Here is a 22,182-nt window from a genome sequence, read left to right as displayed (position 1 = left end):
CGTGGAGTGGCCCGATGCGCGCTATAGCACGCATCGGGCCACTCCACGATATATCATGTTGTATACTGATCACGTCAGTATACAGGTCATTGACAGAAACAGAAGGATAACAAGCCATGCGTATTGTCTCGCTTCTGGCAAGCGCAACCGAAATGATTGCCGCATTGGGATGCCTGGACCAGCTCGTTGGGCGTTCCCATGAGTGCGACTACCCTCCAGAGGTCCAGCGTCTGCCCTTGCTGAGCCGTCCAGTCATCGATACCAACACGTCCAGCAAGCAGATCGACACGCAGATCAAACAGCTCGCCCACGCCCGAAATGATGCTCAGGAGAACGCGCTCAAGGCCCTGAGTATCTACACCATCGATGCCGAACTACTGCAACGCCTTCAGCCAGATATCATCTTTACCCAGACCCAGTGCGAGGTCTGCGCCGTCAGCGAGCATGACGTGGTCCAGGCCTTAGAGCAAACCACCGGGCTGCGTCCGCGCATAGTCTCGCTGGCCCCCTACCGCCTCCAGGACGTTTGGGAAGACATGCTGCGCGTTGGCAAGGCCCTCGATAGAGAACAGCAGGCCCAGGAGTGTATCCAGGGCTATCAACAGCACCTTCAGCAGTTACAGGCCCAAACTATGTCTCTCGTCGCGTCAGGCCCCAGGCCTCGCGTGGCCATTCTGGAGTGGCTGGACCCACTCATGGGTTCTGGCAACTGGACTCCGCAACTCATCGACTACGCAGGCGGCGAGAACATCTGTGGCGAAACCGGCCGGCACGCTCCCTGGCTCACCTGGGAACAACTGAGTGACCTTGATCCTGACGTCCTCATCCTCGCCCCCTGTGGCTTTACTATCGAGCGCACGCGGCAGGACCTTCCACTCCTCCAGAAACATCCCACATGGTCCACGTTGCGCGCGGTACGCGAGGGACGCGTCTCTATCATTGATGGCAATTACTATCTCAATCGCTCCGGTCCGCGCCTCGTCGAGTCCGCCGAACTGCTCGCGCACGCCATCTGGCAACAACGCCCCCCCCTCTCAGTCGACCCATCCGCCTCCATACGCCTCTAGAGGGATACAGAAAGCAGCGGCGTGGTGCCTGCCGGTAGCAGGCACCACGCCGCTGCTTTCTGTATCCCTCTACCTCTACGCTCTTTGTGCTCTTAGCGGCTTGTCTCTGGACGCATGGCCCAGAACATCAAACCGGCTACGATAAAGAAGAGGACAATGAAAAATGACATGAACGAGCTAACAATTGTATCGATTGACAATTGGAAGATCACCGCCAATATGAGGAAGGCGATCACAAGCACGCCCAAAATAGGGAGGAGGTAGAGCGTATTAAAACGCTTCTTCGCATCCGAACGCGCTTTGCTTACGCTATAATCTAGATCTGTATCGAGTTGCTCCATGCACTAACCTTTCCTTCGAGTAGGAATAGCTCACTGAACTCTCTCCTGGCAGAGAGAGCCCAATGCTTTGGATCATATTATAGTCCTAACCTACCACGCGTGCAACTCTTCTCTCCCTCCTCCTGGTAGAAAAGCCTTCGCGCCCCGGCGCTCAGGGAGCAAGGTGTGTTGGGCAAGCGGGCTGTGTCCGCTTGAGCATTGTCTGTTGACGGAGCCAGACATAGCCATCTTCCAGCCCAGGTGTCAGGGACTGGACTCCTTGCACCGGACCACGTGGTTGTGATCCGACGATATGGTAGAGAACACCGTTTGGCTGCGGCAGCATCGAGATGACGCTGCAATCCGCTGGTACAGCGTAATCGGGAGCTGCGAGAAATTGCCAGGCATGGCCTGCGGCGGCTTCAATAAGCTGGCGTGTCTGGCCATCAAATGTAAGCGTACCTTGATCGAGAACCCCCAGGCGTTCACAGGTGTGACTGATATCCTCAACAACATGCGTAGAAAGGATAACAATCCGTCCCTCGGCGATGCGGGTGAGGAGCGTTCGTAGGCGAATGCGCTCCTCCGGGTCAAGTCCAGCTGTTGGCTCATCAAAGATCAGGACATAAGGATTACCTAAGAGGGCTTGAGCGATACCCAAGCGGCGCTTCATGCCACCAGAATAAGTGCCTACCTTACGGTTAGCCTCCCTGGCCAGGTTGACGACATCACAAAGGGCCTCGATCTGCTGACGGCGCGCAGAGCGATCGTAGAGGCCTTTGAGCAAGCCCATATAGTCGAGAAATTCGTATCCGGTCAGGTCGGGGTAGACACCAAAGTCCTGCGGGAGATAGCCCAGGAGCGAGCGTGCCGCCTTACGCTGGTGGGACTGGCTGATGTCCAGCGCACCAATGAGTACACGCCCAGTGCCAGGGCGGCGCAGCGTCGCCAGGATGCGTAGTAAGGTTGTCTTGCCTGCCCCATTGGGGCCAAGCAAGCCAAATATGCCCTCTCCAATACGGACATCGATACCCCGTAAGGCTTCATGCAACCCATAGCGCTTTGTCACATGTTCGATCACGATTTCCATGATAGCGTCTCTTTCTCTATTGTGATTATGATGCGTCTCCTAGCAGGCGCTCTTCACGGTGCAACCACCACCAGTTGCCAACAGCTAGGAGCAGGCCCATGCCCAATAATGTCAGACGGTTGCTCCACCAGTCTGTGGCATCGGGTTCCCAGGAGGTATAGGGAATAAAGAATGGATGCGCCAGCTTGTGAGGAAGCAAAAATGGATTGAGGGCAAGCGCCACCGCCAATGGAAGGATAGCGAGTGCCAGGCCCAAGGCGGCATTGCGCGTAAGCATTGAGCAAAACAACCCGAGCATGCCCATGAGCAGCACTGGGACGAGCCAGACAAACAGAAGGAAAAGTAGACTCTGCTGTTGAGCATAGCGAATGCCATTTGCAAGGGACCAGGCCAGATAGGCAGTGGAAGAGAGCAGGAGCATAAAAAAGGTCAGCAACACACGCCAGACAACTACTTTGAAGAGCCCTGAACGCGTAATTATCGTGATTTCTAGCAGGGGATCGCTCACGATAAGCGAGCTAGTGAGCATTCCCGCGAGCAGCCCGGCGGCGGACTCCATCACAAAGCGACTGAGTGCCGTCGCGCTACTCATGGCCTGGGCGTCCTCCAGGTGTAATTGATACCAGAGCAGGCCACCAAAGCCGAGGAAGCTCAGAAACATGAGGAAAAAGGGCCACCACCTCAGCAGACGTAGATGATAAGAGATGAGCAAAGCTATCTCGCGCAAGGGGGACGCTGGCGCGCTGCGAGGGATGTATACGATGGAAAGTCCCGCGACCGTGTGTGATTGTTGGTACTCATGCGATCGCATCCTCCACACGTCGTCGCTGCCAGGCTAAGCTGATGTATGTTAGGCAAAGTGCCACGCTTCCCGTCAGGACGAGCACCGCGATATTAAGGAGTGCCTTTGAGAGCGAGGTTTCTTCCGTGGAAAAGAGTGGTGTGGGGAAGAAGAGAGGATAGATATAGTAACCATTCGGATTGAAGATGGTTACAAAGAAGACGTGCCACGCAGGAACGTTGAAGAGGAGCCAGAGCGCAGAGAAGCCGACCTGCACAACCCGGACAGGGAAGACACTCGCAAGCAAGAGGATAAGCCCCACAGAGACGAGCGACGCAGGAACAAAAACGAGCAGGAACGCCAGGAGAAACAACAGGATGACGACTGTTGGCATCCCTAGAATGGCGGGAGCCAGCGCGCAAAGCAGGTACACAAGCAATGTGGGAATGAACACCGCCACATAGTTGCCGAGAAACTTCCCCAGGGTATAGGAGGCATCCCCAAGCGGCGTAGCGCGTTGCAGTTCAACTACCCCCACTTGCTGATCCCGGCGCAAACGATCCACAATGAGCAGAGCTCCGACAAGGCCAAAGACGACGACGGCATAGTAGGTCACGCCATAGGTGACAACGTTATTTAGCTCTGCCGAGGTGTAATGTTTATATATCTGTTCCATCAATGGGGAAGGATGGAGCAACGAGAAGGCGGTGACCACCGAAACCAGTAAGAGAAGAACGCCTGTGATACTGTAGGCTAGCCAGAAGCCCCAACGTCTCCATTGCATTGTAGCTTCGGCACGTAATATAGCCCAAAATTGGGCGATGTCAGCGGGAAAACCGCTTCCAGGCGTAACACGCGGAATGTGTAACATTGAGCGATACGTTCCTTTCTTCATTGACAGAATAGTAATTGTCAGTTTACGGAAGGAACATTACAGATAGCAGGGAGGAAAGGTGAACAACACCTTAACAGTTGCTCAATATCCGCTCACAATACTCTGTACTTCTAGCGAATCAAGCGAAAATGGGACATAATGGAGAAGACAGGAGGTAACATAGAAGGAGCTTGGAGCGCGAGATGAATCAATCAACAACAATCCTCATTGTGGATGATGATAGCGCTATTGCCTATCTGCTCAGAGACTTCTTTAAAGCAGAGGGGTTTCATGTCCTGGTCGCGCCAGATGCAGACAACGCGCTCAGCATCGTGCAACAGACGCCGGTGGACTGTATGATACTCGATGTGATGATGCCTGGACGCTCTGGCTTTGACCTCTGCCGCCAGCTTCGCGTAACCAGCGACCTGCCAATTCTCTTCCTCAGTGCATACGACAGCGAGAGAGAAAGATTGCACGGTTTTGGCTTGCAAGGAGACGACTATATCGCAAAATCGGCTTCGCCCAGCGAGATTGTTGCGCGCGTAAAGGCTGTCCTTCGGCGCTGCCAGAGGGAGAAACCGTCGCGCAAAATCTACAACTTTGGCCGTCTAATGATTGATCCGGTGGCACACGAAGTTTTGATAGATGGGTGTCCTGTGCCGTTTACGACACGAGAGTTCGCACTGTTGTGCCTGCTGGCTGAGCATCCCCGTCAGGTATTCACGCGTGAACAACTCTTTGAGCGTTTTTGGGGTGAGATTGGTGATCGCCAGACCGTCACCGTCCATATTCGACGCATTCGGGAAAAGATCGAGGAGCATCCGGCCGAACCACGCTACATTATCACAGTACGCGGAGTCGGCTATCGCTTTGAAGGAGCAGGGCAGTGAAGAAGTATCTTATGCGAAGGTGGTTCACCAAGGTCTGGTTGCTGTATGCAGTGCTGATGCTTATTGCGGTAGGAATTATCATCGCCACGCTCGTTGTGGCGGGAGTTGGCAATACAGACGGACAGCCACTTGCATTTGTTCCCCGTTTATCGCTTGTGGCGGGATTGATTCTGGTGATCCTGCTTGCTATGCAGGCGCTTCTCGTGGCGACGACCGCGCGCTTTCTCCAACGATCTATCCTGATGCCCCTGGATGCGATAGGAAAAGCGAGCAGGCAAATTGAGCAAGGAAATTTCTCATTCACGCTGCCATCTTCCACTACAGTGGAGATGGCCGAAGTGATAACGGCCTTTAACGCGATGGGAAAGGCATTGCGAGAGGCACTGGCCAGTCAGGGGAAGCTGGAAGAGGAACGGCGTTTCTTCATTAGCGCAGTGGTACATGACCTACGCACGCCGCTCTTTTCACTGCGTGGCTACCTGGAAGGGATCGAGAAGGGAGTCGCTGATACGCCTGAAATGGTTACGCACTATATGCAAATCTGCCGGGAGAAGGCTGATGATCTCGAACACCTTATTACCGACCTCTTTACCTATACCCAACTTGAATATCTGGAGCTGCTCCCCCAACGCGAGCACGTAGATATGGATGAATTATTGCAAAAGATCGTGGAAGCCATACGCCCCATAGCAGAGCGCGCGCAGCTCACGCTGACGACAAAACGCGAGGGACCGCAAGGAATGAGCACAATGATAGTAGATAGGCGGCTTATCACGCGAGCCTTGGAGAATCTGTTGGATAACGCGATCCGTTATACTCCGCGCTATGGATCTATTGCGTTTAACTGGACCTGGAGCGAGGAACGTTTGCTGCTAACAGTAGCCGATACGGGACCTGGCATTGCCCCACAGGACCTCCCACATGTGTTTAAGCCGTTGCATCGTGGAGAGGCATCGCGTAATCGGCAAACAGGGGGAGCTGGCCTTGGCCTGAGCATTGCACAGCAGATCTTTCAGGTCCATGGCGGAGAACTCTCCGTTACGAACCGAGCCGGAGGAGGAGCTCTTTTCCTCAGTGTCTTGCCTCTTACCTAAAATGATGCAGTGTCCTCCTTTTTCGTGACAGGATGGCTTCGCCTGATCTCGTTTGCAGTGTTGTAGGTTTAGCCACGTAAGTATTGCCAGTGCATTGAGCGTATTTCAGAGAGGGGCAACCTGCTACAAAAGAGCGCAGAGGATTAGTGGAGAGACGGCGGTTTTACCACCATGTCTCCACTAACCCCCTATACCCTTGACGCGCCATAGGCGCAAAGAAGGCAAAAAAAACGGCCTTATTGGCCGATAATGCTTATGGTAGGGGAGACGTAGTTACCGGGGTCAGGAAGAGATGCGAGCAGACGAGCAAATGTGGGTTCCAGGTCGCGCTTGGCAACATATCTACGCAATTCCAACGCATTCACCTGGTACATCGAGTTCTCATCGACACACGAGGCAATAACACCATCAGAGATCGCCGCACATAAATCAGCAAGAGTTGGGATCTGGTCAGACACGAGACACCTCCCTACAGAAACTTGATGCTCAGCTCGCTTCGAGCCGCGCAATAGGTCTCGTTTATACTACGGATCAGACGCCTGGAGAGTTTCATCTCCTCCTACATAATACCACACCTACGCCATTATGCACAGCCATATTGGGGGCAATTTCAGGCTTTTTTGTTACTATTCTTCCTCAAATTCGTCTTGTTCCTCTTCGCCCTCTTCGTTTGAGTTGTCCAGCACGGCCTCGTCGTCAAGCAGCCCCGGAAGCGGATCGATGTACATAACTCCACGCAGCACATCTATCTGGCGCACAACCGTTTTGATCGCTGGGATCATCACCTCTTTGCGCTCAGGTGTCCGCACGACATACACATCATTTCCACCCGTGGGAAAGAGGTCGACGATCTGTCCCACTTCCTGGTTGCTCAGGGTATAGACCTTGAGTCCTAGAATGTCATGCTGATAGTACGAGTCTGGAGGCAACTGTGCCAGCTCGCTCTCGGGAATCCAGAGGCTCTGACCGCGCAAGGCCTCGGCATCGTTCGCGCTGGCAATCCCCTCTAGCTTGACTAACAGTATCTCGCCCTTATACGGGCGCACGCTTGTAATAGTACAGCGTTTAAAAGTGTGGCCATCGGTGCTCACGTGTACCGCCTTCAGGGATGTAAGGCGGTCGGGGATATCCGTCAGCGGCAGCACTTTGAGTTCACCGCGCACACCAAAAAGGGCCACTATTTTGCCGATAGTAGCCCATTCTGTCTTGTTTTGCATTGGCATAAGTTTCGCCCTTTGCGAATTGCCTCTCGGTCATACCTACCATCCACCCATTGCTACCAACATATGTGCTGGCGTACCACAATCATGGATAGGCATACAAGATGGCTCTTGCATCCATCGCGCTCTCCGGCGGGTAGGTGCCTAGAGAATTTCTAACGATGTATGCCGTCCTTCGCGCGTCCCACCAGCGCGCAGCAGTGTGCGCATAGCCTTCGCAACACGCCCCTGGCGTCCAATCACCTTGCCGAAATCATCCTGGGCAACGTGCAACTCCAGAGCCAGCGCGCTGCGATCATTGCGCACCTCGCGCACCTCAACCGCGGAAGGATCGTCTACCAGCGACTGAGCGATGTACTCAATCAGTTTACGCATACATTCTACCTCTGCTCACTCGCTACCTGGTCACGATGCTTCACAACGGACCGCACAACCTAATCGATACTACTCAGCGCTTGTGGAAGACTTCTCAGCCTCAAAGCGAGCCAGGATACCAGAGCGCTTCAGCAGCGACTCAACCGACTCGGTTGGCTGAGCACCATTCTTCAACCAGCCCAGCGCCTTCTCCTCGTTGATGTTGATAGCGGAAGGCTCAACACGAGGATTGTACCAGCCAATATTCTCGATGATGCGACCATCGCGGGGTGAGCGCGAGTCAGCAACCACTACACGATAGCTTGGGGCCTTCTTCATGCCCGTACGTTTGAGACGGATCTTAACACTCATGCTTTAAAATTCTCACCTCTCGCCCACTAAAGGGGCTGTATTTTCTACCTGCGCCGCGTTCCCTGGTGCGGCGCGCAACAACACGGCACCTCTAACACCCGACAGGGCCACATGAACTTCGGCCCAACTAGGATAGCACGCGCCACTCAAAATGTCAACGCTCTTGTGGCCCCTCACCCACGCAATGCAGCTTGACAAAGTTGGTCCGCGCGCGGCTCGCCACGGGCATTCCACCCATGATAACGATGTGCTCGTCACGCGCGATCAAATTCTCCTCCTGTAAGTGGCAATCGACGTCGGCGATAACTCGCTCGGTCGTGCCCTCCATGGGAAGATTCTGCGGCCAGACTCCCCACCAGAGCGCCAGGCGACGATAGACATGCTCCGAGGGCGTATAGGCGATGATCGGCGTGCGGGGGCGGTCCTTAGAGATAAGATGCGCCGAACTTCCCGAGCGTGTAAATACTACAATCGCTTTGACGCTCGTCTGCTCGCTCAGGGCGCGGGCGGCATGACTGACTGCCTGCTCCTGCGTCAGGCGCTGCTGCATGGTTGGCTGAATGCTCGCGCGATACCCATTCTCGGTCTCGACGGCGATGCGTACCATCATCTCTACCGCCTCAATGGGATAACTCCCCGAGGCCGTCTCGGCGCTCAACATGACGGCATCGGTTCCATCGAGGATGGCGTTAGCAACATCGCTGGCTTCGGCACGCGTTGGCCGCGGATTATTAATCATTGATTCCAGCATCTGGGTCGCGGTAATCACGGGTAGACAGAGTTCATTACACTTGGCGATGATTCGCTTCTGGATCAACGGCACCTTCTCGGGGGCCATCTCGACGCCCAGATCACCACGCGCCACCATGACGGCATCGGTCTCTTGTAAGATCTCGTCGAGCCGCTCAATGGCCTCGGGCTTCTCTAGCTTCGCGATGATCGGCACGTAGCAATCACGCTCCTTTACGCCCAGGTCAGCCTGAATCTGCTTGATATACTCCTTGGCCTCGCGAATATCCTCTGGCTTACGCACAAAACTCAGCGCGACATAATCAACGCCCTGCTCAATGCCAAAACGCAGGTCATCCCGGTCCTTGTCGGAGAGCGAGGGGACGCTGACCGCGACCTCAGGCAAATTGATGCCCTTGTGCTCTTTAAGCAGGCCACCATGCACCACCAGGCACTTGACGTCGGTCTCGTTATGGTCCAGGACACGCAGCTCCAATAGGCCGTCATCCAGCAAGATACGATCGCCTACCTTCACGTCCTCGGGCAACTGCTTGTAGGTGGTCGAGACCTGCTCGGCGGTGCCTTCAAGCGGGCGCGTGGTCAGCGTAATGGTGGAGCCGTTCACCAGCATCACCGGTCGATGCTCCTGAAGTGTGCCGATACGGATTTTTGGCCCCTGGAGGTCCTGCAAGATCGCAATGGGCCGATGTAGTCGACTCGAAATAGCGCGAATGCTTGCTACCACTTTGGCATGCTCTTCATGCGTTCCATGCGAAAAGTTTAAGCGCGCTACATTCATGCCTGCCCGCATCAAGCGCTCTAGCTGCTCTTCGCTGCGCGTCGCGGGCCCAATAGTACACACGATTTTCGTCCGTCTCATACAGTCCTCTTACTTCTTATCCGAACACCCTGAGCGCGCTTGTCCCGAATGGGGGGAGCGCTAGTCACGCAAGTGACGTTGGGTTTCGAAATAAGATCTTTGCTCTTTGGTTTTTCACGGTGTTCCTCTGCGTACACTCCACTCGCAGATGGGTCTCTTTTACTCATTGTGCTGTATGTACACCATGTACATCGTGTGCCTCATTGCACATCACTCGCCCCAACCAGGAGCCCGCGTTCCCACTCTATCTTACCATTCGACCAACCAGGCATTTTTTCTACTCATACGAAAGAAAGCCTGGTCCTCCCTTACGCGGTAGGGGAGGCCAGGTGGAGCCTTAAGCTAAGCAGTTCCTAGCGGCGCCAGGTGACCATTGCAAGCGCATCTAGCGCACTTCCTGCTGCGCGTTTAAGCCCCATTTTTCAAAGAGTTTATCGTAGGTTCCATCGCGTTTCACCGCGTCATAGGCGGCCTTAAGGGCTTTCCCCATCTCCTGATCGCCTTTACGTGTGGCGATACCTTCTATAGCCTGATCGGTAATGGAACCACCTATCTGGAATTGCCCTGGATTGAGTTTCATATAATAGTCCGTCACGGGCGAGTCCTGGTAGGTCGCCGATACACGCCCATCCACCAGCAACTGCACCACATCATTCTGGCTATCAAGCGCCGTTACTTTAATAGCTGGCTTTCCTGCTGCAAGACAGGCTTTATTGGCCTGCGTCAAGCTATCCTGCTCGACGGTTGTGTTCTGCACACCAACGCCCTTGCCACACAGGTCCTTAGGACTCTGAACCCTTTCGGGATTCCCCTTGCGCACCAGTAATGACTGCCCAGCATTGAAATAAGGAATAAAATCAGCCTTCTGCTCACGCAGTGCATTAATGGTCACACCCGAGATGACAACGTCGTAACGCTTGGAAGTCAGGTCATCAATGATGGTATCGAAGTTTCCCTGTTTCACAGCCACCTGCAAGCCCATGCGTTTGGCCATCTCAGTGATCAGGTCCATATCAAAACCAACATCCTTCCCCGTTGTCACATCCTTGTACTCCTGGGGCGGATATGTCGAGTTTGTGCCTACCGTCAACGTCCCCTTGCTAATTAAATCAGCGGGTGGCGTCACTGACGGCTTCACCGAGCTTGAAGTGACACTATCACTACTTCCACCACATGCCGCAACGAAGAACGCGCAACTAAGAAGCAGACACATAATCAACACCAGAGGTGTCTTACCTCTCCGAGAAACCAGGGACCCATACAAATGCATTAACCCAAAGCCTCCAAACCTAGAATCAATCGATAAAGACGGATACAGTGTAACATACTTTCACCCACTCGCAAAAGCACAGGCCCGTTCCTGCTATTAAAAGAGTACAAAGAAACAAGAATGGGGAGCTTGCCAGTGGCAAGCCCCCCATTCTTGTTTCTTTGTACTCTTAATTTACCTTCTGGGCGGAGTTCAACTGCCACTTGTCAAAGAGCTTATCGTACGTGCCGTCCTTCTTGACCGCATCGTACGCTGCTTTGAGGGCGTTAAACATCTCGGTATCGTCTTTGCGCACCACAATGCCTTCGGGGGCCTGGTCGGTAATGGCACCACCAATCTCAAACTGGCCCGGGTTCAACTTCAGATAGTAGTCCGTTACGGGCGAGTCCTGATAGGTCGCGTCGACGCGCTTGTCGGCCAGCAACTGGATAACGTCGGTCTGCGCGTCCAGCACTGTCAGCGCAATCGTTGGCTTGCCCGCCGCTGCGCAGTCCTTTTTGCCCGCGGTCAGGGCATCAAACTCGACAGTATTTGTCTGCACGCCAACCTTCTTGCCACACAGATCCTTGACGCTGCTAATATGATCGGGATTCCCCTTCTGCACCAGGAGCGACTGACCCGCGTTAAAATAGGGAATGAACTGCGCCTTCTTCTGGCGATCTGGATTAATCGTCACCGCAGATATCACGACATCGTAACGCTTGGAGCTAAGGTCGTCGATGATCGTGTCAAAGTTCGCCTTCTTAACATTAACCTTCAGGCCCATCCGCTTGCCCATCTCAGTAATCAGGTCAACATCAAAGCCTGTCGCCTGGCCGCTGGCCGTGTCAACATACTCCTGGGGCGGGTATGTCGTGTCGCTGCCAACCGTCAGCGTCCCACCAGTGATCAAGTCCTTTGGCGCGGCCACTGTGGCCTTTACATCACCACCGCTATTACTACCCGTGGTCGTGCCACTACTACCACAGGCAGCCAAAACCATCATCAAACCAAGCATACAACTGATACCAAGCGCCTGCCATGACATGCGCTTCCCCCGTTTGGAGAAGATAAAAGACATACGAGACCTCCTCTTAACTGATTCCGTTACTAACTATACATACGCACTATCATCCCCTATTTATCTCACAGCTTCTCCCCCAAAAAGAGTTTGACATGCTGTACACCATGCTATATCCTGAAGGTAGAGATAAACACGCGGCAGATAGACAATCATTGCCCACCTTTGCTAAAAAATTGGGAAATACACTCCCCTGTGGTAGGGACCAGCTTTAGCGCGTCCCTACCGCAGGGGGCGTTTCCCGGTTAAGTCTTGCCCGCCGCGCAAGCATTAACATGGCACAGATCCATGGCACGCATTGGTGCATCACGCCTTCAATGAAGATACAAACAGCGTTCGAGGACGAGCACTGATATCAATAACTTAACCTTGGCTATTTGCACAAATCACGTCTCACACAGGCCTTTCGTCCCCTGGGAGCGTACCTTTCGGGAGGCTAGCCTCCAGGGATATGTGGCAACGAGGAGAAAAAACAGCATGACACAGGTACACGAACCAACAAGCCAGGCAGATAACTCCCCCCAGACTATTCGTATTTTAATTACCGATAAAATCGCGCGCGAAGGCATCGATCTCTTAAAAGAGCAGATGCCTGAGGCACAGGTCGACGAGCGCCGTGGCCTGACACCAGAGCAGCTCGCCGAGGTCATCGGCGATTATCACGCCCTGATCGTGCGCAGCGAGACCCAGGTCACCGCCGATGTGCTTTCAGCGGGCACCAACCTCAAGATCGTCGGGCGCGCGGGCGTTGGCGTGGACAACATCGACACCAATGCCGCCACCCGCCTGGGCATCATCGTAGTCAATTCCCCCACGGGCAATATCATGGCTGCGGCGGAGCATACCATCGCCATGCTGATGTCCCTGGCCCGCCACGTTCCCGCCGCCAATGCCAGCATCAAGGGAGGAAAATGGGACAGGAGCCGCTTCATGGGCATCGAGGTCCGCAACAGGGTTCTGGGTGTGATTGGCCTTGGTAAAGTTGGTATGGCAGTCGCGCGCCGCGCCCTGGGTCTGGAGATGCAGGTCGTGGCCTATGATCCCTTTGTCTCCCCCGAGCAGGCACGCAAAAACGGGGTCGAGATGGGAACCTTTGAAGAGGTCTTGACCCGCGCGGACTTCCTGACGCTACATACCTCGCTCACCAGCGGCCCCCAGGGTACACGTGGATTAATCAGCGAGCATGAGCTTCAGCTCATGAAGTCGGGGGCGCGCCTCATCAACTGCGCTCGTGGTGGCCTGATCAATGAGAAAGCCCTGCTCAACGCCCTCAACGAGGGGCGCCTGGCGGGCGCGGCACTCGATGTCTTCAGCCAGGAACCTATCCGCGATGACGAGACCCTGCTGCAACTCCTGGCTCATGACCGCGTGATCGCGACCCCTCACCTGGGCGCCTCCACCGAAGAGGCCCAGGTTGGCGTAGCCACCGATGTCGCGGAGCAGGTCATCACTGTCCTCAATGGCGGCTTCCCCCGGGCCGCGGTCAACGCACCGCTGATCCTACCGGAGACGCTGAAGGTGCTTGAGCCATACATGACGCTGCTCGAAAAGATGGGGCGGCTCTACACTCAGTTGCAGCCCGGACCACTGAGCAAGATCGAGATTACCTATAACGGCGATATCGCGAGCTATGATCTACGCCCACTGCAGGCCGCGCTAATCAAAGGCCTGCTCGAGTCCGTCTCTGAGGCGCACGTCAATATGATTAACGCCCAGCTGCTCGCCAAAGAACGGGGCCTGGAGATCACCGAGCAGAAGTCCACGACGCCTGCCGAGTTCGCCAACCAGGTCACGCTACGCGTGCTCTCGCCCAATGGCAACTCCTCCTCGTTTATCGGCAAGCCCGGTATCGAGGATGAACACTTCGATGTCATCAGCGGCGCAGTCGTCTATGACGAGCCTCGCATCGTACGCGTTGGCCGCTACTGGACCGAGTTTGTACCTGAGGGCTATATCCTCTTCTGCCGCAACCTCGACCAGCCAGGCATGATTGGCCGCGCTGGAACTCTCCTTGGCAAGGCCCAGGTCAATATCCGCCACATGGATGTCGGTCCTGTGGAGCGCAAGCCCCGCACCCGCGTCCCCGGCAACACCACCGATACGGCCCTGATGGTCATCTCGGTCGACGATGCCATTCCAGACTGGGCGCTACGCGAACTCAGCGAGACCGGCGACATCTTCGGTGTCACAGTAGTAAACCTCTAAAACCTCAGCACCACAGGCGCCAAAACATGTAGGGTCCATGCTGGCATGGACTCCGAGGCCCGCAGGCCGATGCCCTATCGCTGGGGACATCGCTTCGCTCGGAGTCCATGCCAGCATGGACTCTACATGTTTGGTACCTCTCTACAACCCGGCAGAGTTTAGTACGTATGGTAGACAGAGACCTGGATCAATGCTACTATCAGCTAAATTACCTGTGACAATTGATAAGGCTTAAAATATCTGGGGAAAGGTTGATTGCTGCACTTATGACGACGACAAAGCCGCGAACATATCCACTACCAAACGTCAAACCAATCACACGCAGACAGGCACGCTTTGCCTTTATCGTACTCCTGGTTATCAATATCCTCAACTATGCCGACCGCTCTATTCTGGGAGCCGTACAAACGAAAATTCAGCCCGAGTTTCACCTGAGTGATACCGAGCTTGGGTTTATAATCTCCTCGTTTCTACTCATCTATGGCCTGGCAACATTCCCGTTGGGCATCTGGGCCGATAAAGGGGTGCGCAAGAATATTGTCGCGGCCTGCGTCGGTATCTGGAGTGTCGCGACCGCTCTGGCGGGCTTTACGCATAACTTCATTCAGCTCCTGCTGACCCGTTCGGTGCTGGGCGTTGGCGAGGCAGGCTACGCGCCAGCCTCCCTCTCGATGATCGGCGACTACTTCCCCAAATCTGTGCGCGGACGCATGCTCTCGCTCTGGTCTATCGGCAACGTGGTGGGAACCGCTATTGGCCAGATCGCGGGCGGCATTATCGCTGTTACCCTGGGCTGGCGCTGGGCCTTCTTCTTCGTGGGCATCCCTGGCCTGATCGCTGCCTTCCTCATCTGGCGCGCAGTGGAGCCGGAGCGTGGCGTCTATGATCGCGTCGATGAGGAGGCAGGGGAGGATGCTTCAGAGGGCGAAATAGTCGGTCATAGTCTGGGCACGAATGTCTGGCAGACCTTCAAACAGATCGCACGCATCCGCACCTACTGGATCTTGCTCGGCTCCTTCATCGCCAGCTTCTTCATTGTAGGGGCCGCGACCGGTTGGATTACGACCTATATTGTGCGCGATTTTAAGCTCACAGAGGCCCAGGCGGGCCTCGTCTCCGGTCTCACCCTCGCCACTGGCAGCATTATCGGCACCATCATTGGCGGCTGGCTTGGCGATAGCTTGCAGAAGCGCAGGCCGCAGGGACGCCTCATCATCTCGACCATCTCGTTTCTCCTGGGCGCACCCCTGACCCTGATCGCGCTCACCTTCCACAATATCTATCCCTTCGTAGCCTTCTTTACGCTGGCCATTATCACGCTCAGCCTCTGTCTCGGCCCAATTAACGCCGTGATTCAGGATATCATCGAGCCTGATAAGCGCGCCACCGCCACCGGGCTGCTCTTGCTACTGGCGCACCTACTGGGGGACGCGGCCTCACCCATCATCATCGGTATTCTCGCCGACCACACCTCGCTGGGCACCGCCCTGCTCATCACCGCGCCCACCTGCCTCTTTATCGCTGGCCTCATCTGCCTCCTCGGGCTAAGAACGGTCGCCGGAGATATGGAAGCCATGCAACAGCGCATGCGCCGCGCACGCGCATAATGCAAAAGCCCGGCGCTACTGGCGTACGCGCCTACTTCCGGAAGTAGGCGCGTACGCCAGTAGCGCCGGGCTTTTTGGGCATAAAAAAGAGCGAGAGACGGGATTCGAACCCGCGACCATCACTTTGGGAAAGTGACACTCTACCACTGAGTTACTCTCGCTTGCTTATCGCTTACATGGCTTAGTATAACCCATCTTCAAAAGATTGTCAATCCTTTTTTCGCCTTTCTCAAACGTCTTCCACTCCTCTCAATTCCGGCTCGCAAGCTCGCCGGAGGGTAAAGGGATGGGCAGTATGGCATTCGCCCATGCCATACTGCCCATCCCTTTACCCACTAAGCGCCGCAGGCGCAAACCGAAGCGGGAAGCAGGAGAGAATGAAATAGCCCTGCTCGCTTTCTAAAGGGTAAGCAACAGCGCAACAGAATGCCATAGCTGCGCGTATTAATTACGGTGTATTTATATCATGGGCCTTCGTGCCTTGATATGTAGACGCGTGCTTCAGCAGCGTCGTTCCTAATTACACCTGGAGGAAGATTTATGGGCCTATTCTCTCGTCTCGCGTTGCTCTTCCGCATTCGCACCAGGGCTGCGCTAGAGAAGGCGGAGGAGCCTGGGGCAGTGCTGGATTATGCGTATACCAAACAGGTTGAGCAGGTACAACAATTGCGCCGGGCTATTGCCGATATCGCGACCAATCGCAAGCAGCTAGAGCTGCAACAAACGCAGCTTCTCAATAATGTCGATAAGCTCACCAGTCAGGCAGGGCAGGCTCTGCGCCTGGGGCGCGAAGACCTGGCACGCCAGGCGCTGCAACGCAAAGAGCTGTTTGTGCCGCAACTGCACAACTATGAACGCCAGATCGCCCAACTACGCGAGCAGGAGGAGCGCCTGCTCCAGATGGAACAGGATGTCGCCACGCGGATCGAGGTCTTCCGCACCCAGAAGGAGATGGCTAAAGTTCAGTATCATGCCGCGCAGACACAGGTAAAACTGCGGGAATCGCTTGGGGGCATATCTGGTGAGATGGGAGAGATTCACCTCGCCATGCAGCGCGCCCAAGAGAAAATTCTCACCATGCAGGCGCGGGCCAACGCGCTCGAAGAGCTGCTTGAGCAAGGAGTCATAGGGGAACAGCGCTCTCTGGGAGCAGGAGATGCGCTTGGCCGCGAGTTGCAGCGTATCGACATGCAACAGAACGTAGAACTTCAATTGCAGGCCATGAAGGAACAGCTACAACTCGGCGGCCAATATACGCAGCCAAAACAAATTGAAGGGCCAACCTCTTTTCTCGAATGATAGATGAGGCTAGCCCTTCTTCTTGGCTTTATCTTTCTGCGCCTTGTAGAACGACTTGGGTTTGGGACGGTGCGATGTGTCGACATAGGCTGCCGGGGCGGCGTCTTCACGGGCTGCGATATCGCTCTCCTCACGCTCGCTCAACAGTTCCTGCAAATCGTTATAGATATTGTAGTTGTCGATCACCTCTGGCATACGCAGCATGTGACGCACTACCTGAACCTGTGCCACGCTGGTTTTCTCATGCTTCGTAGGCTCAGCACGCTTTAACAACTTCTCCACCAGGTCCATGCTATCGTCATGCGCGCCAATTCCCTCTAGCCGCTCATGAACAACGTGCAATTGTTCATATAAGTTCATGATAAATTTTCCTCCCGCAAACACAAAAGTCAGCTAGGAATATGGTAGCATAGACCTCAAAGCGCGTCAAATAATGGGCGACGGCCTACCTATTCCGCCCAGCTGTAGAGTTTGTGTGTCTGTGGTAGTAGCTGATGGAGTCAGCTACCGCCACAGACACAACTATTGCCCTTCGGTCTCGGGGAGGGCGATGAGGAAGGTGCTGCCTTCGCCAGGGATGCCCTGGCTTTCGACCCAGATAGAGCCATTCATGGCCTCGACGAGTTTGCGACAGAGGTAGAGGCCCCAGCCTGCGCCTCGCTGCGCCTGCGTGGCTTCAGTTGAGAGGCGTGAGAACTTGGTGAAGAGCTTCTCCTGCTCCTTCTGGCTGATGCCAGGCCCCCAGTCACGCACCCAGATAAGCACACAGCGTTCCCCCGTCAACATATTTACGCCTCCAGGTTGGGCCTCCTCAATACGCCGAAGTGTCTCGTTGCAGGAGAGGCGCTGCGCGCCAATAGCGATCTGCGTGGCAGGTGGCGTATATTTCAGCGCGTTACCCACCAGATTCATCAATACCTGGCGCAGGCGCAGGTCATCCGCCCAGACGGAGAGGTCATCCGCCAGATCAAGCTCGATATGGCGCTGCTCACGGGTAATGGTGGGATCGAGGATCTCCAGAATCTGCGCCACCGCGGGCGAGATAGCGACGACATCACGTTTGACCGAGACCCACTCCTGGTCAATACGACTGGTATCCATGACATTGCCCAACAGGAGGACCAGCTCATCACAGGCCCGGCGCGCATTGTCAATGAAGCGCTGTTTGCGCTCCTCATCCAGGTAGGCACCGTGCGTGCTGAGCAATTCGAGATAGCCTTGAATGGCTGTCAGCGGGGTGCGTAATTCATGGGAGGCCGTCATCAGAAACTGGTTTTTCAGCTGCTCGGACTCCTGGGCCTGGCGCATGGCCTGCCCCAGTTCGCTATAGCGACGAGCGTTCATCATGGCGATTCCCGCCTGGACAGCGATCTCCTTGATCATCTGCACATGACGCTGGGTATAAACATGGGGTTGATAGGACTGCACCGAGAGCATACCTATTGCCTCATCCCCATAGTGGACAGGGACAAAGATCAGTGACTCACTGCGGCGCTTGCTCCCAAACAGAATAACCTTAGTGCGATCGGTATGTTGTAGCACAAAATCTTCATGCTCCTGAGCGGTTAAGAAGCAATAGGTCAGGTGCTCTGTAAGCATATAGCCTATCCAGGGTGAAATAGGGGACTGGGGCTCTGGAGAGGGATAGGATATATCCTCATCGATGATGTAATCAGCATACATTTCATCTCTAGCGAAATCGCAGCGCGTGACAAAAAAACCATCTACCGGCATCACACGACATAATTGCGCATAGAGCACCTGGTAGACCGTGCTGAGATCGCGTAAGGCCTCAGGAGCTGAGAGCGCACGCCCAATCTCGATCAGGGCCGCCCGCTCCTGACTACTACTCTGGGCCTCTTCATAGAGATGCGCCCATTCAATTACGCCCGTGGCCTGGCTGGCAAAGACCTCCAATACATCCACTGTCTCGGGCGAGGGACGCAACCCATCGAGGGGAGAATCGGGCGTCAGGAAACCGATAATGCTACCATCCCCTTTGCGCAGGGGAACCAGCAAGAGATCATTGGGTCGCCATTGCGATATATCCTCTCCTACACCCAGTTCTTCATAGCTCAGCGTCGTTATCACAGGCTCCCCCTCCTGCACGATGACAAAATGCGCGGCCACACTTTCATCTTGCCAGACATCGGCCTCGCCAGGAATAAAATAGGAGTTGCGGCACCGAAGAGCGGGCTGAGTGAGAAGGGAGGCGACATACGCGGGCATGGGATGCTGGCGCAGATAGGCAGTATGTTCAGCAGGAACACTCGACGAGGTAGCACGTACATAAAAATTGTGATGCTCGTCCTCTAAATAGAGCGCGCTATAGCGAAAGCCCAGAGCCTGGCAGGTTGCATCTGCGATTTGCTGAAGCAACCCATCTACATCTCGATTCTGCTGAAGCGAGGTCCAGATCTCAGAGATGGAACGCAGAACAGCGCGATAGACGTTAGTAAGATCTCTCTGTACGTGCATATGCATAATGCCTGAATCAGTCCTTCTTAGCTTGCGTCACAGATCAGTTAGTGCTTCTAAAGGGCGCACCTACCCCCACTCCCCTGGAAGAAGAAACGCCCCCACCCAGCAGGGAGAAAAAAGGTAGGCGCGCCCTTTAGAAGCACTCCTTTTTTCTCCCTGCATGGGCGGGAAACCTTCGCTTGATGCGTATTGGACGCGGCAAACCGGGTCTCTACCGGTCTGCGTTTCGTGTTGAGCTAAAATAGCCTTCTCTGGATTATAACATACGCAAATCGGCCTATGGCTCGACAGAAGGTTCTACCAGTACTAGATTGGTATAGAAGGTACTACCGCCATTAAAATCGGCGAGGCGATCAGAGGTCGTCCAGTTCACGTTGCGCTGGTCGGGACTAAACATAGGCCACCAGACGGTCGTCGTAGCCAGGACGCCCTCGCGCACTTCCTCAGAGACATCCGCGACCAGCCGGCACCAGCCACGCTCATTGCTGACACGCACAAGCTGGCCGCTGCGAATATCCCGCTTCTGCGCGTCCACGGGGTGAATCCAGAGGCGCGGGAAGCGCTCTTTCTCCTTGAGTACCCCGACATTGCCGAACGACGAGCTAAGGAAGTGGTGCGCTGCCGGACAGAGCAGGGGCAGGCGCTCATCCACTGGCACAATCTCGCGCTCCTGGACATGCGACTCCACCTCGGGGACCCAGCCTGGCAGAGGATCATAACCTTTGGCAAGGGCCTGCGCCGAGTAGAACTCAACCTTTCCGGACGGAGTGCGGAAGACACCATCGGCGAATGGCACCTGCTCCTCCTCGGAGAGCGTCAGGGGGATCGCGCCCTCCGCCTTCAGGCGCTCCAGGGTAATGCCTTGTAAGCTGGTGTTCTGGGGACGCGAGGCCTCCAGCAACTCTTCAATAATCTCGTCTACGTCGGCCTGGAGCCAGGGTTCGTCATATCCCATGCCCTTCGCCAGGGCGCGCATGACGTCCCAGTTGCTACGCGCCTCGCCCAGCGGCTCAATCGCCGGCTCATTATACTGGAGTGTCAGGTGACCATAAGGCTTATGCAGGTCGCGCTGCTCAAGCTGGCTGGTCGCGGGCAGGATAATATCGGCATAGCGCGCGGTATCGGTCTCGAAGAGCTCATGTACGACCGTAAAGAGGTCATCGCGCATCAGGCCCTCAATAATCTTGCCTACATTAGGCGTCGACGCCACGGGATTGGCATTATAGACGAAGAGCGAGTACACAGGAGGATCGGCTTCGCCCGTGAGGATCGCGCCCAGGCGGTTCATATTCAGCACACGCGGCTCGGGGGGCAACTGGTCTCATGCGCGTGTCCCCGTGCCTGCTTATCCCACTTGAGCCAATCGCTGGTGCTATACATCAGACCGCCAGCGCGCTCGCCATAGTGTCCAGCCACGGCGGGGAGACAGGTCAGGGTACGCACAGTCTGCCCACCATTGGTGTGGCGGTTAATGCCATCGGTCAGGCGCAGCATGGCGGGCTTCGCCGTGGCGTAGCGGCGTGCCAGGTCGACGATCAGCTCTTCTGCCAGGCCTGTCACGCGCGCGGCCCGCGCCGGAGTCCACTCATTGATGCGCTCAAGGAACTTCTCCCAGCCCACGGTATGCGCATCGAGCCACTGCTGATCGTGCAGGCCTTCGTGAACCATGACATACATCATCGCCAGAGCCAGGGCGGCATCGGTCCCCGGATAGGGCTGGATATGCTGGTCCGCCGAGCGTGCCGTGAGAGTGCGAATGGGATCGATCACAATCACCTGGGCGCCATTCTTCTGCGCCTGGCGCAGGAAAGGCATGATGTGAGGCGCGGTACTGGCGGGATTACTGCCCCAGATAAGGATCAGCTTGCTCTCGACCAGGACCTCGGGCGAGGGGGCCAGGCGACCACCAACCACCAGTTGCACGCCCTCTTCAGCGGCATGCCCACAGATGGCTCGCTCCAGGCCAGAGGCCCCCAGGCGGTTCCAGAGGCGCTCATCGGTAACTCCGCCCTGGACGGTTCCCAGGGTACCCGCATAGCTATATGGCAAAATAGACTGGGCACCATGCTCGGCGATGATCTGCTTCCAGCGACTGGTAATCTCGGAAATAGCCTCGTCCCAGGAGATACGCTCAAACTTGCCGCTGCCCTTGGGTCCGACGCGGCGCAGGGGATAGAGCAGGCGCTCGGGATGATAGACACGCTCCAGGTAGCGATTGACCTTGGCACAGAGCCAGCCGCGTGTAATCGGATGATCGGCGCGCCCACGCACGCTTACGGCCCGCCCATTCTCATCGACCTGCGTCTCCAGGGCGCAGCAGTCAGGGCAATCATGCGGACACGAACCATATACAACACGTAGTTTGCGCGGCCCCTCCACCGGGGCAGTAGTATCTAAAGCCATAAATACAATATATCCTTTCCTGGTACTCTCCCAGCAGGCCCCAAACGCTTCCCCTATGGTAGGGACCCGGTTTACCGCGTCCAAAGGCGATTGATCGCCTGTAGGCGCAGCCCATATAGTTCCATTGCATAATGTTGCATCACACATCACATCGGTCCCAAACGGTTTCGGCTGCGCCAACAT

At 55.5% G+C, this 22,182-nt stretch carries 21 protein-coding genes and 1 tRNA gene; 6 read left to right on the top strand and 16 right to left on the bottom strand.

The features are described from left to right. Positions 1 to 116 precede the first annotated feature (116 nt). Positions 117 to 1,067 (top strand): cobalamin-binding protein, encoded by a 951-nt coding sequence (locus KTE_RS25185; protein WP_201385849.1) that lies wholly within the window; start codon positions 117 to 119, stop codon positions 1,065 to 1,067. 92 nt (positions 1,068 to 1,159) lie between these two features. Here the strand turns inward: KTE_RS25185 and KTE_RS25180 are convergent, their stop codons facing one another. From KTE_RS25180 to KTE_RS25165, 4 genes are all read right to left on the bottom strand, one after another. Then, positions 1,160 to 1,408, bottom strand: coding sequence for a hypothetical protein (locus KTE_RS25180; protein WP_007923517.1), 249 nt, complete (start codon positions 1,406 to 1,408; stop codon positions 1,160 to 1,162). A 151-nt stretch (positions 1,409 to 1,559) separates the two neighbouring features. Next, positions 1,560 to 2,477 (bottom strand): ABC transporter ATP-binding protein, encoded by a 918-nt coding sequence (locus KTE_RS25175; RefSeq protein ID WP_201385848.1) that lies wholly within the window; start codon positions 2,475 to 2,477, stop codon positions 1,560 to 1,562. Between the two features lie 25 nt (positions 2,478 to 2,502). After that, positions 2,503 to 3,138, bottom strand: coding sequence for a hypothetical protein (locus KTE_RS25170; RefSeq protein ID WP_201385847.1), 636 nt, complete (start codon positions 3,136 to 3,138; stop codon positions 2,503 to 2,505). Positions 3,139 to 3,274: 136 nt separating this feature from the next. Then, positions 3,275 to 4,129: a hypothetical protein gene (locus KTE_RS25165; RefSeq protein ID WP_201385844.1), complete on the bottom strand. Its 855-nt coding sequence runs from the start codon at positions 4,127 to 4,129 to the stop codon at positions 3,275 to 3,277. Positions 4,130 to 4,335: 206 nt separating this feature from the next. Between KTE_RS25165 and KTE_RS25160 the strand changes: the two genes are divergently transcribed. Continuing rightward, positions 4,336 to 5,025, top strand: coding sequence for a response regulator transcription factor (locus tag KTE_RS25160; protein WP_201385843.1), 690 nt, complete (start codon positions 4,336 to 4,338; stop codon positions 5,023 to 5,025). Further along, complete coding sequence (locus KTE_RS25155; protein WP_201385842.1) at positions 5,022 to 6,119, top strand: cell wall metabolism sensor histidine kinase WalK; 1,098 nt, start codon at positions 5,022 to 5,024, stop codon at positions 6,117 to 6,119. The genes KTE_RS25160 and KTE_RS25155 overlap by 4 nt, the downstream gene beginning before the upstream one ends. 236 nt (positions 6,120 to 6,355) lie before the next feature. On the opposite strand, the gene KTE_RS25150 is transcribed toward KTE_RS25155, so the two are convergent. The 7 genes from KTE_RS25150 to KTE_RS25120 all read right to left on the bottom strand — a co-directional run bounded on the left by KTE_RS25150 (position 6,356) and on the right by KTE_RS25120 (position 12,004). Further along, on the bottom strand, positions 6,356 to 6,577 hold the full coding sequence (locus KTE_RS25150) for a hypothetical protein (RefSeq protein WP_007923519.1): 222 nt from the start codon (positions 6,575 to 6,577) through the stop codon (positions 6,356 to 6,358). Positions 6,578 to 6,745: 168 nt separating this feature from the next. Beyond that, positions 6,746 to 7,342, bottom strand: coding sequence for a ribosome maturation factor RimM (gene rimM / locus KTE_RS25145; RefSeq protein ID WP_201385840.1), 597 nt, complete (start codon positions 7,340 to 7,342; stop codon positions 6,746 to 6,748). Between the two features lie 141 nt (positions 7,343 to 7,483). Next, positions 7,484 to 7,714 carry a KH domain-containing protein gene (locus KTE_RS25140; protein ID WP_007923523.1) on the bottom strand — a complete coding sequence of 77 codons (231 nt, stop codon included), beginning with the start codon at positions 7,712 to 7,714 and terminating at the stop codon, positions 7,484 to 7,486. Positions 7,715 to 7,783: 69 nt separating this feature from the next. Next, positions 7,784 to 8,065: a 30S ribosomal protein S16 gene (gene rpsP, locus KTE_RS25135; protein WP_007923524.1), complete on the bottom strand. Its 282-nt coding sequence runs from the start codon at positions 8,063 to 8,065 to the stop codon at positions 7,784 to 7,786. A 154-nt stretch (positions 8,066 to 8,219) separates the two neighbouring features. Continuing rightward, positions 8,220 to 9,674 carry a pyruvate kinase gene (gene pyk / locus KTE_RS25130; RefSeq protein ID WP_201385839.1) on the bottom strand — a complete coding sequence of 485 codons (1,455 nt, stop codon included), beginning with the start codon at positions 9,672 to 9,674 and terminating at the stop codon, positions 8,220 to 8,222. A gap of 385 nt (positions 9,675 to 10,059) precedes the next feature. After that, on the bottom strand, positions 10,060 to 10,887 hold the full coding sequence (locus KTE_RS25125; protein ID WP_201385838.1) for an ABC transporter substrate-binding protein: 828 nt from the start codon (positions 10,885 to 10,887) through the stop codon (positions 10,060 to 10,062). Between the two features lie 226 nt (positions 10,888 to 11,113). Beyond that, positions 11,114 to 12,004, bottom strand: a complete 891-nt coding sequence (locus tag KTE_RS25120; protein WP_201385837.1) for an ABC transporter substrate-binding protein — start codon at positions 12,002 to 12,004, stop codon at positions 11,114 to 11,116. A gap of 477 nt (positions 12,005 to 12,481) precedes the next feature. On the opposite strand from KTE_RS25120, the gene serA reads away from it, so the two are divergent. Together serA and KTE_RS25110 are read left to right on the top strand one after the other, a co-directional pair. Beyond that, positions 12,482 to 14,209, top strand: coding sequence for a phosphoglycerate dehydrogenase (serA, locus tag KTE_RS25115; protein WP_201385834.1), 1,728 nt, complete (start codon positions 12,482 to 12,484; stop codon positions 14,207 to 14,209). Positions 14,210 to 14,475: 266 nt separating this feature from the next. Further along, complete coding sequence (locus KTE_RS25110; protein WP_201385833.1) at positions 14,476 to 15,816, top strand: MFS transporter; 1,341 nt, start codon at positions 14,476 to 14,478, stop codon at positions 15,814 to 15,816. Between the two features lie 89 nt (positions 15,817 to 15,905). Here KTE_RS25110 and KTE_RS25105 read toward each other — a convergent pair. After that, positions 15,906 to 15,977, bottom strand: a tRNA-Gly gene (locus tag KTE_RS25105). 379 nt (positions 15,978 to 16,356) lie between these two features. Here KTE_RS25105 and KTE_RS25100 point away from each other — a divergent pair. Further along, positions 16,357 to 17,115, top strand: a complete 759-nt coding sequence (locus KTE_RS25100; protein ID WP_201385831.1) for a PspA/IM30 family protein — start codon at positions 16,357 to 16,359, stop codon at positions 17,113 to 17,115. Positions 17,116 to 17,124: 9 nt separating this feature from the next. On the opposite strand, the gene KTE_RS25095 is transcribed toward KTE_RS25100, so the two are convergent. The 4 genes from KTE_RS25095 to KTE_RS25080 all read right to left on the bottom strand — a co-directional run bounded on the left by KTE_RS25095 (position 17,125) and on the right by KTE_RS25080 (position 21,999). After that, positions 17,125 to 17,475 carry a hypothetical protein gene (locus KTE_RS25095; protein WP_201385829.1) on the bottom strand — a complete coding sequence of 117 codons (351 nt, stop codon included), beginning with the start codon at positions 17,473 to 17,475 and terminating at the stop codon, positions 17,125 to 17,127. Between the two features lie 162 nt (positions 17,476 to 17,637). Further along, positions 17,638 to 19,593 carry an ATP-binding protein gene (locus KTE_RS25090; protein ID WP_201385828.1) on the bottom strand — a complete coding sequence of 652 codons (1,956 nt, stop codon included), beginning with the start codon at positions 19,591 to 19,593 and terminating at the stop codon, positions 17,638 to 17,640. A 280-nt stretch (positions 19,594 to 19,873) separates the two neighbouring features. Beyond that, a complete protein-coding gene (locus KTE_RS25085; protein WP_201385827.1) occupies positions 19,874 to 20,911 on the bottom strand; it encodes a molybdopterin-dependent oxidoreductase in 1,038 nt (345 codons plus the stop codon). Then, entirely contained in the window at positions 20,887 to 21,999 is a 1,113-nt protein-coding gene (locus tag KTE_RS25080; protein WP_201385826.1) for a molybdopterin-dependent oxidoreductase, read from the bottom strand. The genes KTE_RS25085 and KTE_RS25080 overlap by 25 nt, the downstream gene beginning before the upstream one ends. Between the last annotated feature and the right edge of the window lie 183 nt (positions 22,000 to 22,182).

It is taken from the genome of Ktedonobacter sp. SOSP1-85 (assembly GCF_016587415.1).
Lineage (GTDB): Bacteria > Chloroflexota > Ktedonobacteria > Ktedonobacterales > Ktedonobacteraceae > Ktedonobacter.
The sequence above is the reverse complement of the archived record's forward strand: the minus strand, read 5'-3'. Positions and strand labels throughout refer to the sequence as shown.

Bases quoted from the DNA above. Each gene is read 5' to 3' on its own strand.
- KTE_RS25185 (WP_201385849.1), top strand. From the start codon at position 117: ATGCGTATTGTCTCGCTTCTGGCAAGCGCAACCGAAATGATTGCCGCA.
- KTE_RS25180 (WP_007923517.1), bottom strand. From the start codon at position 1,408: ATGGAGCAACTCGATACAGATCTAGATTATAGCGTAAGCAAAGCGCGT.
- KTE_RS25175 (WP_201385848.1), bottom strand. From the start codon at position 2,477: ATGGAAATCGTGATCGAACATGTGACAAAGCGCTATGGGTTGCATGAA.
- KTE_RS25170 (WP_201385847.1), bottom strand. From the start codon at position 3,138: ATGTTTCTGAGCTTCCTCGGCTTTGGTGGCCTGCTCTGGTATCAATTA.
- KTE_RS25165 (WP_201385844.1), bottom strand. From the start codon at position 4,129: ATGTTACACATTCCGCGTGTTACGCCTGGAAGCGGTTTTCCCGCTGAC.
- KTE_RS25160 (WP_201385843.1), top strand. From the start codon at position 4,336: ATGAATCAATCAACAACAATCCTCATTGTGGATGATGATAGCGCTATT.
- rimM (WP_201385840.1), bottom strand. From the start codon at position 7,342: ATGCCAATGCAAAACAAGACAGAATGGGCTACTATCGGCAAAATAGTG.
- KTE_RS25140 (WP_007923523.1), bottom strand. From the start codon at position 7,714: ATGCGTAAACTGATTGAGTACATCGCTCAGTCGCTGGTAGACGATCCT.
- rpsP (WP_007923524.1), bottom strand. From the start codon at position 8,065: ATGAGTGTTAAGATCCGTCTCAAACGTACGGGCATGAAGAAGGCCCCA.
- pyk (WP_201385839.1), bottom strand. From the start codon at position 9,674: ATGAGACGGACGAAAATCGTGTGTACTATTGGGCCCGCGACGCGCAGC.
- KTE_RS25125 (WP_201385838.1), bottom strand. From the start codon at position 10,887: ATGTGTCTGCTTCTTAGTTGCGCGTTCTTCGTTGCGGCATGTGGTGGA.
- KTE_RS25120 (WP_201385837.1), bottom strand. From the start codon at position 12,004: ATGTCTTTTATCTTCTCCAAACGGGGGAAGCGCATGTCATGGCAGGCG.
- serA (WP_201385834.1), top strand. From the start codon at position 12,482: ATGACACAGGTACACGAACCAACAAGCCAGGCAGATAACTCCCCCCAG.
- KTE_RS25110 (WP_201385833.1), top strand. From the start codon at position 14,476: ATGACGACGACAAAGCCGCGAACATATCCACTACCAAACGTCAAACCA.
- KTE_RS25100 (WP_201385831.1), top strand. From the start codon at position 16,357: ATGGGCCTATTCTCTCGTCTCGCGTTGCTCTTCCGCATTCGCACCAGG.
- KTE_RS25095 (WP_201385829.1), bottom strand. From the start codon at position 17,475: ATGAACTTATATGAACAATTGCACGTTGTTCATGAGCGGCTAGAGGGA.
- KTE_RS25090 (WP_201385828.1), bottom strand. From the start codon at position 19,593: ATGCACGTACAGAGAGATCTTACTAACGTCTATCGCGCTGTTCTGCGT.
- KTE_RS25080 (WP_201385826.1), bottom strand. From the start codon at position 21,999: ATGGCTTTAGATACTACTGCCCCGGTGGAGGGGCCGCGCAAACTACGT.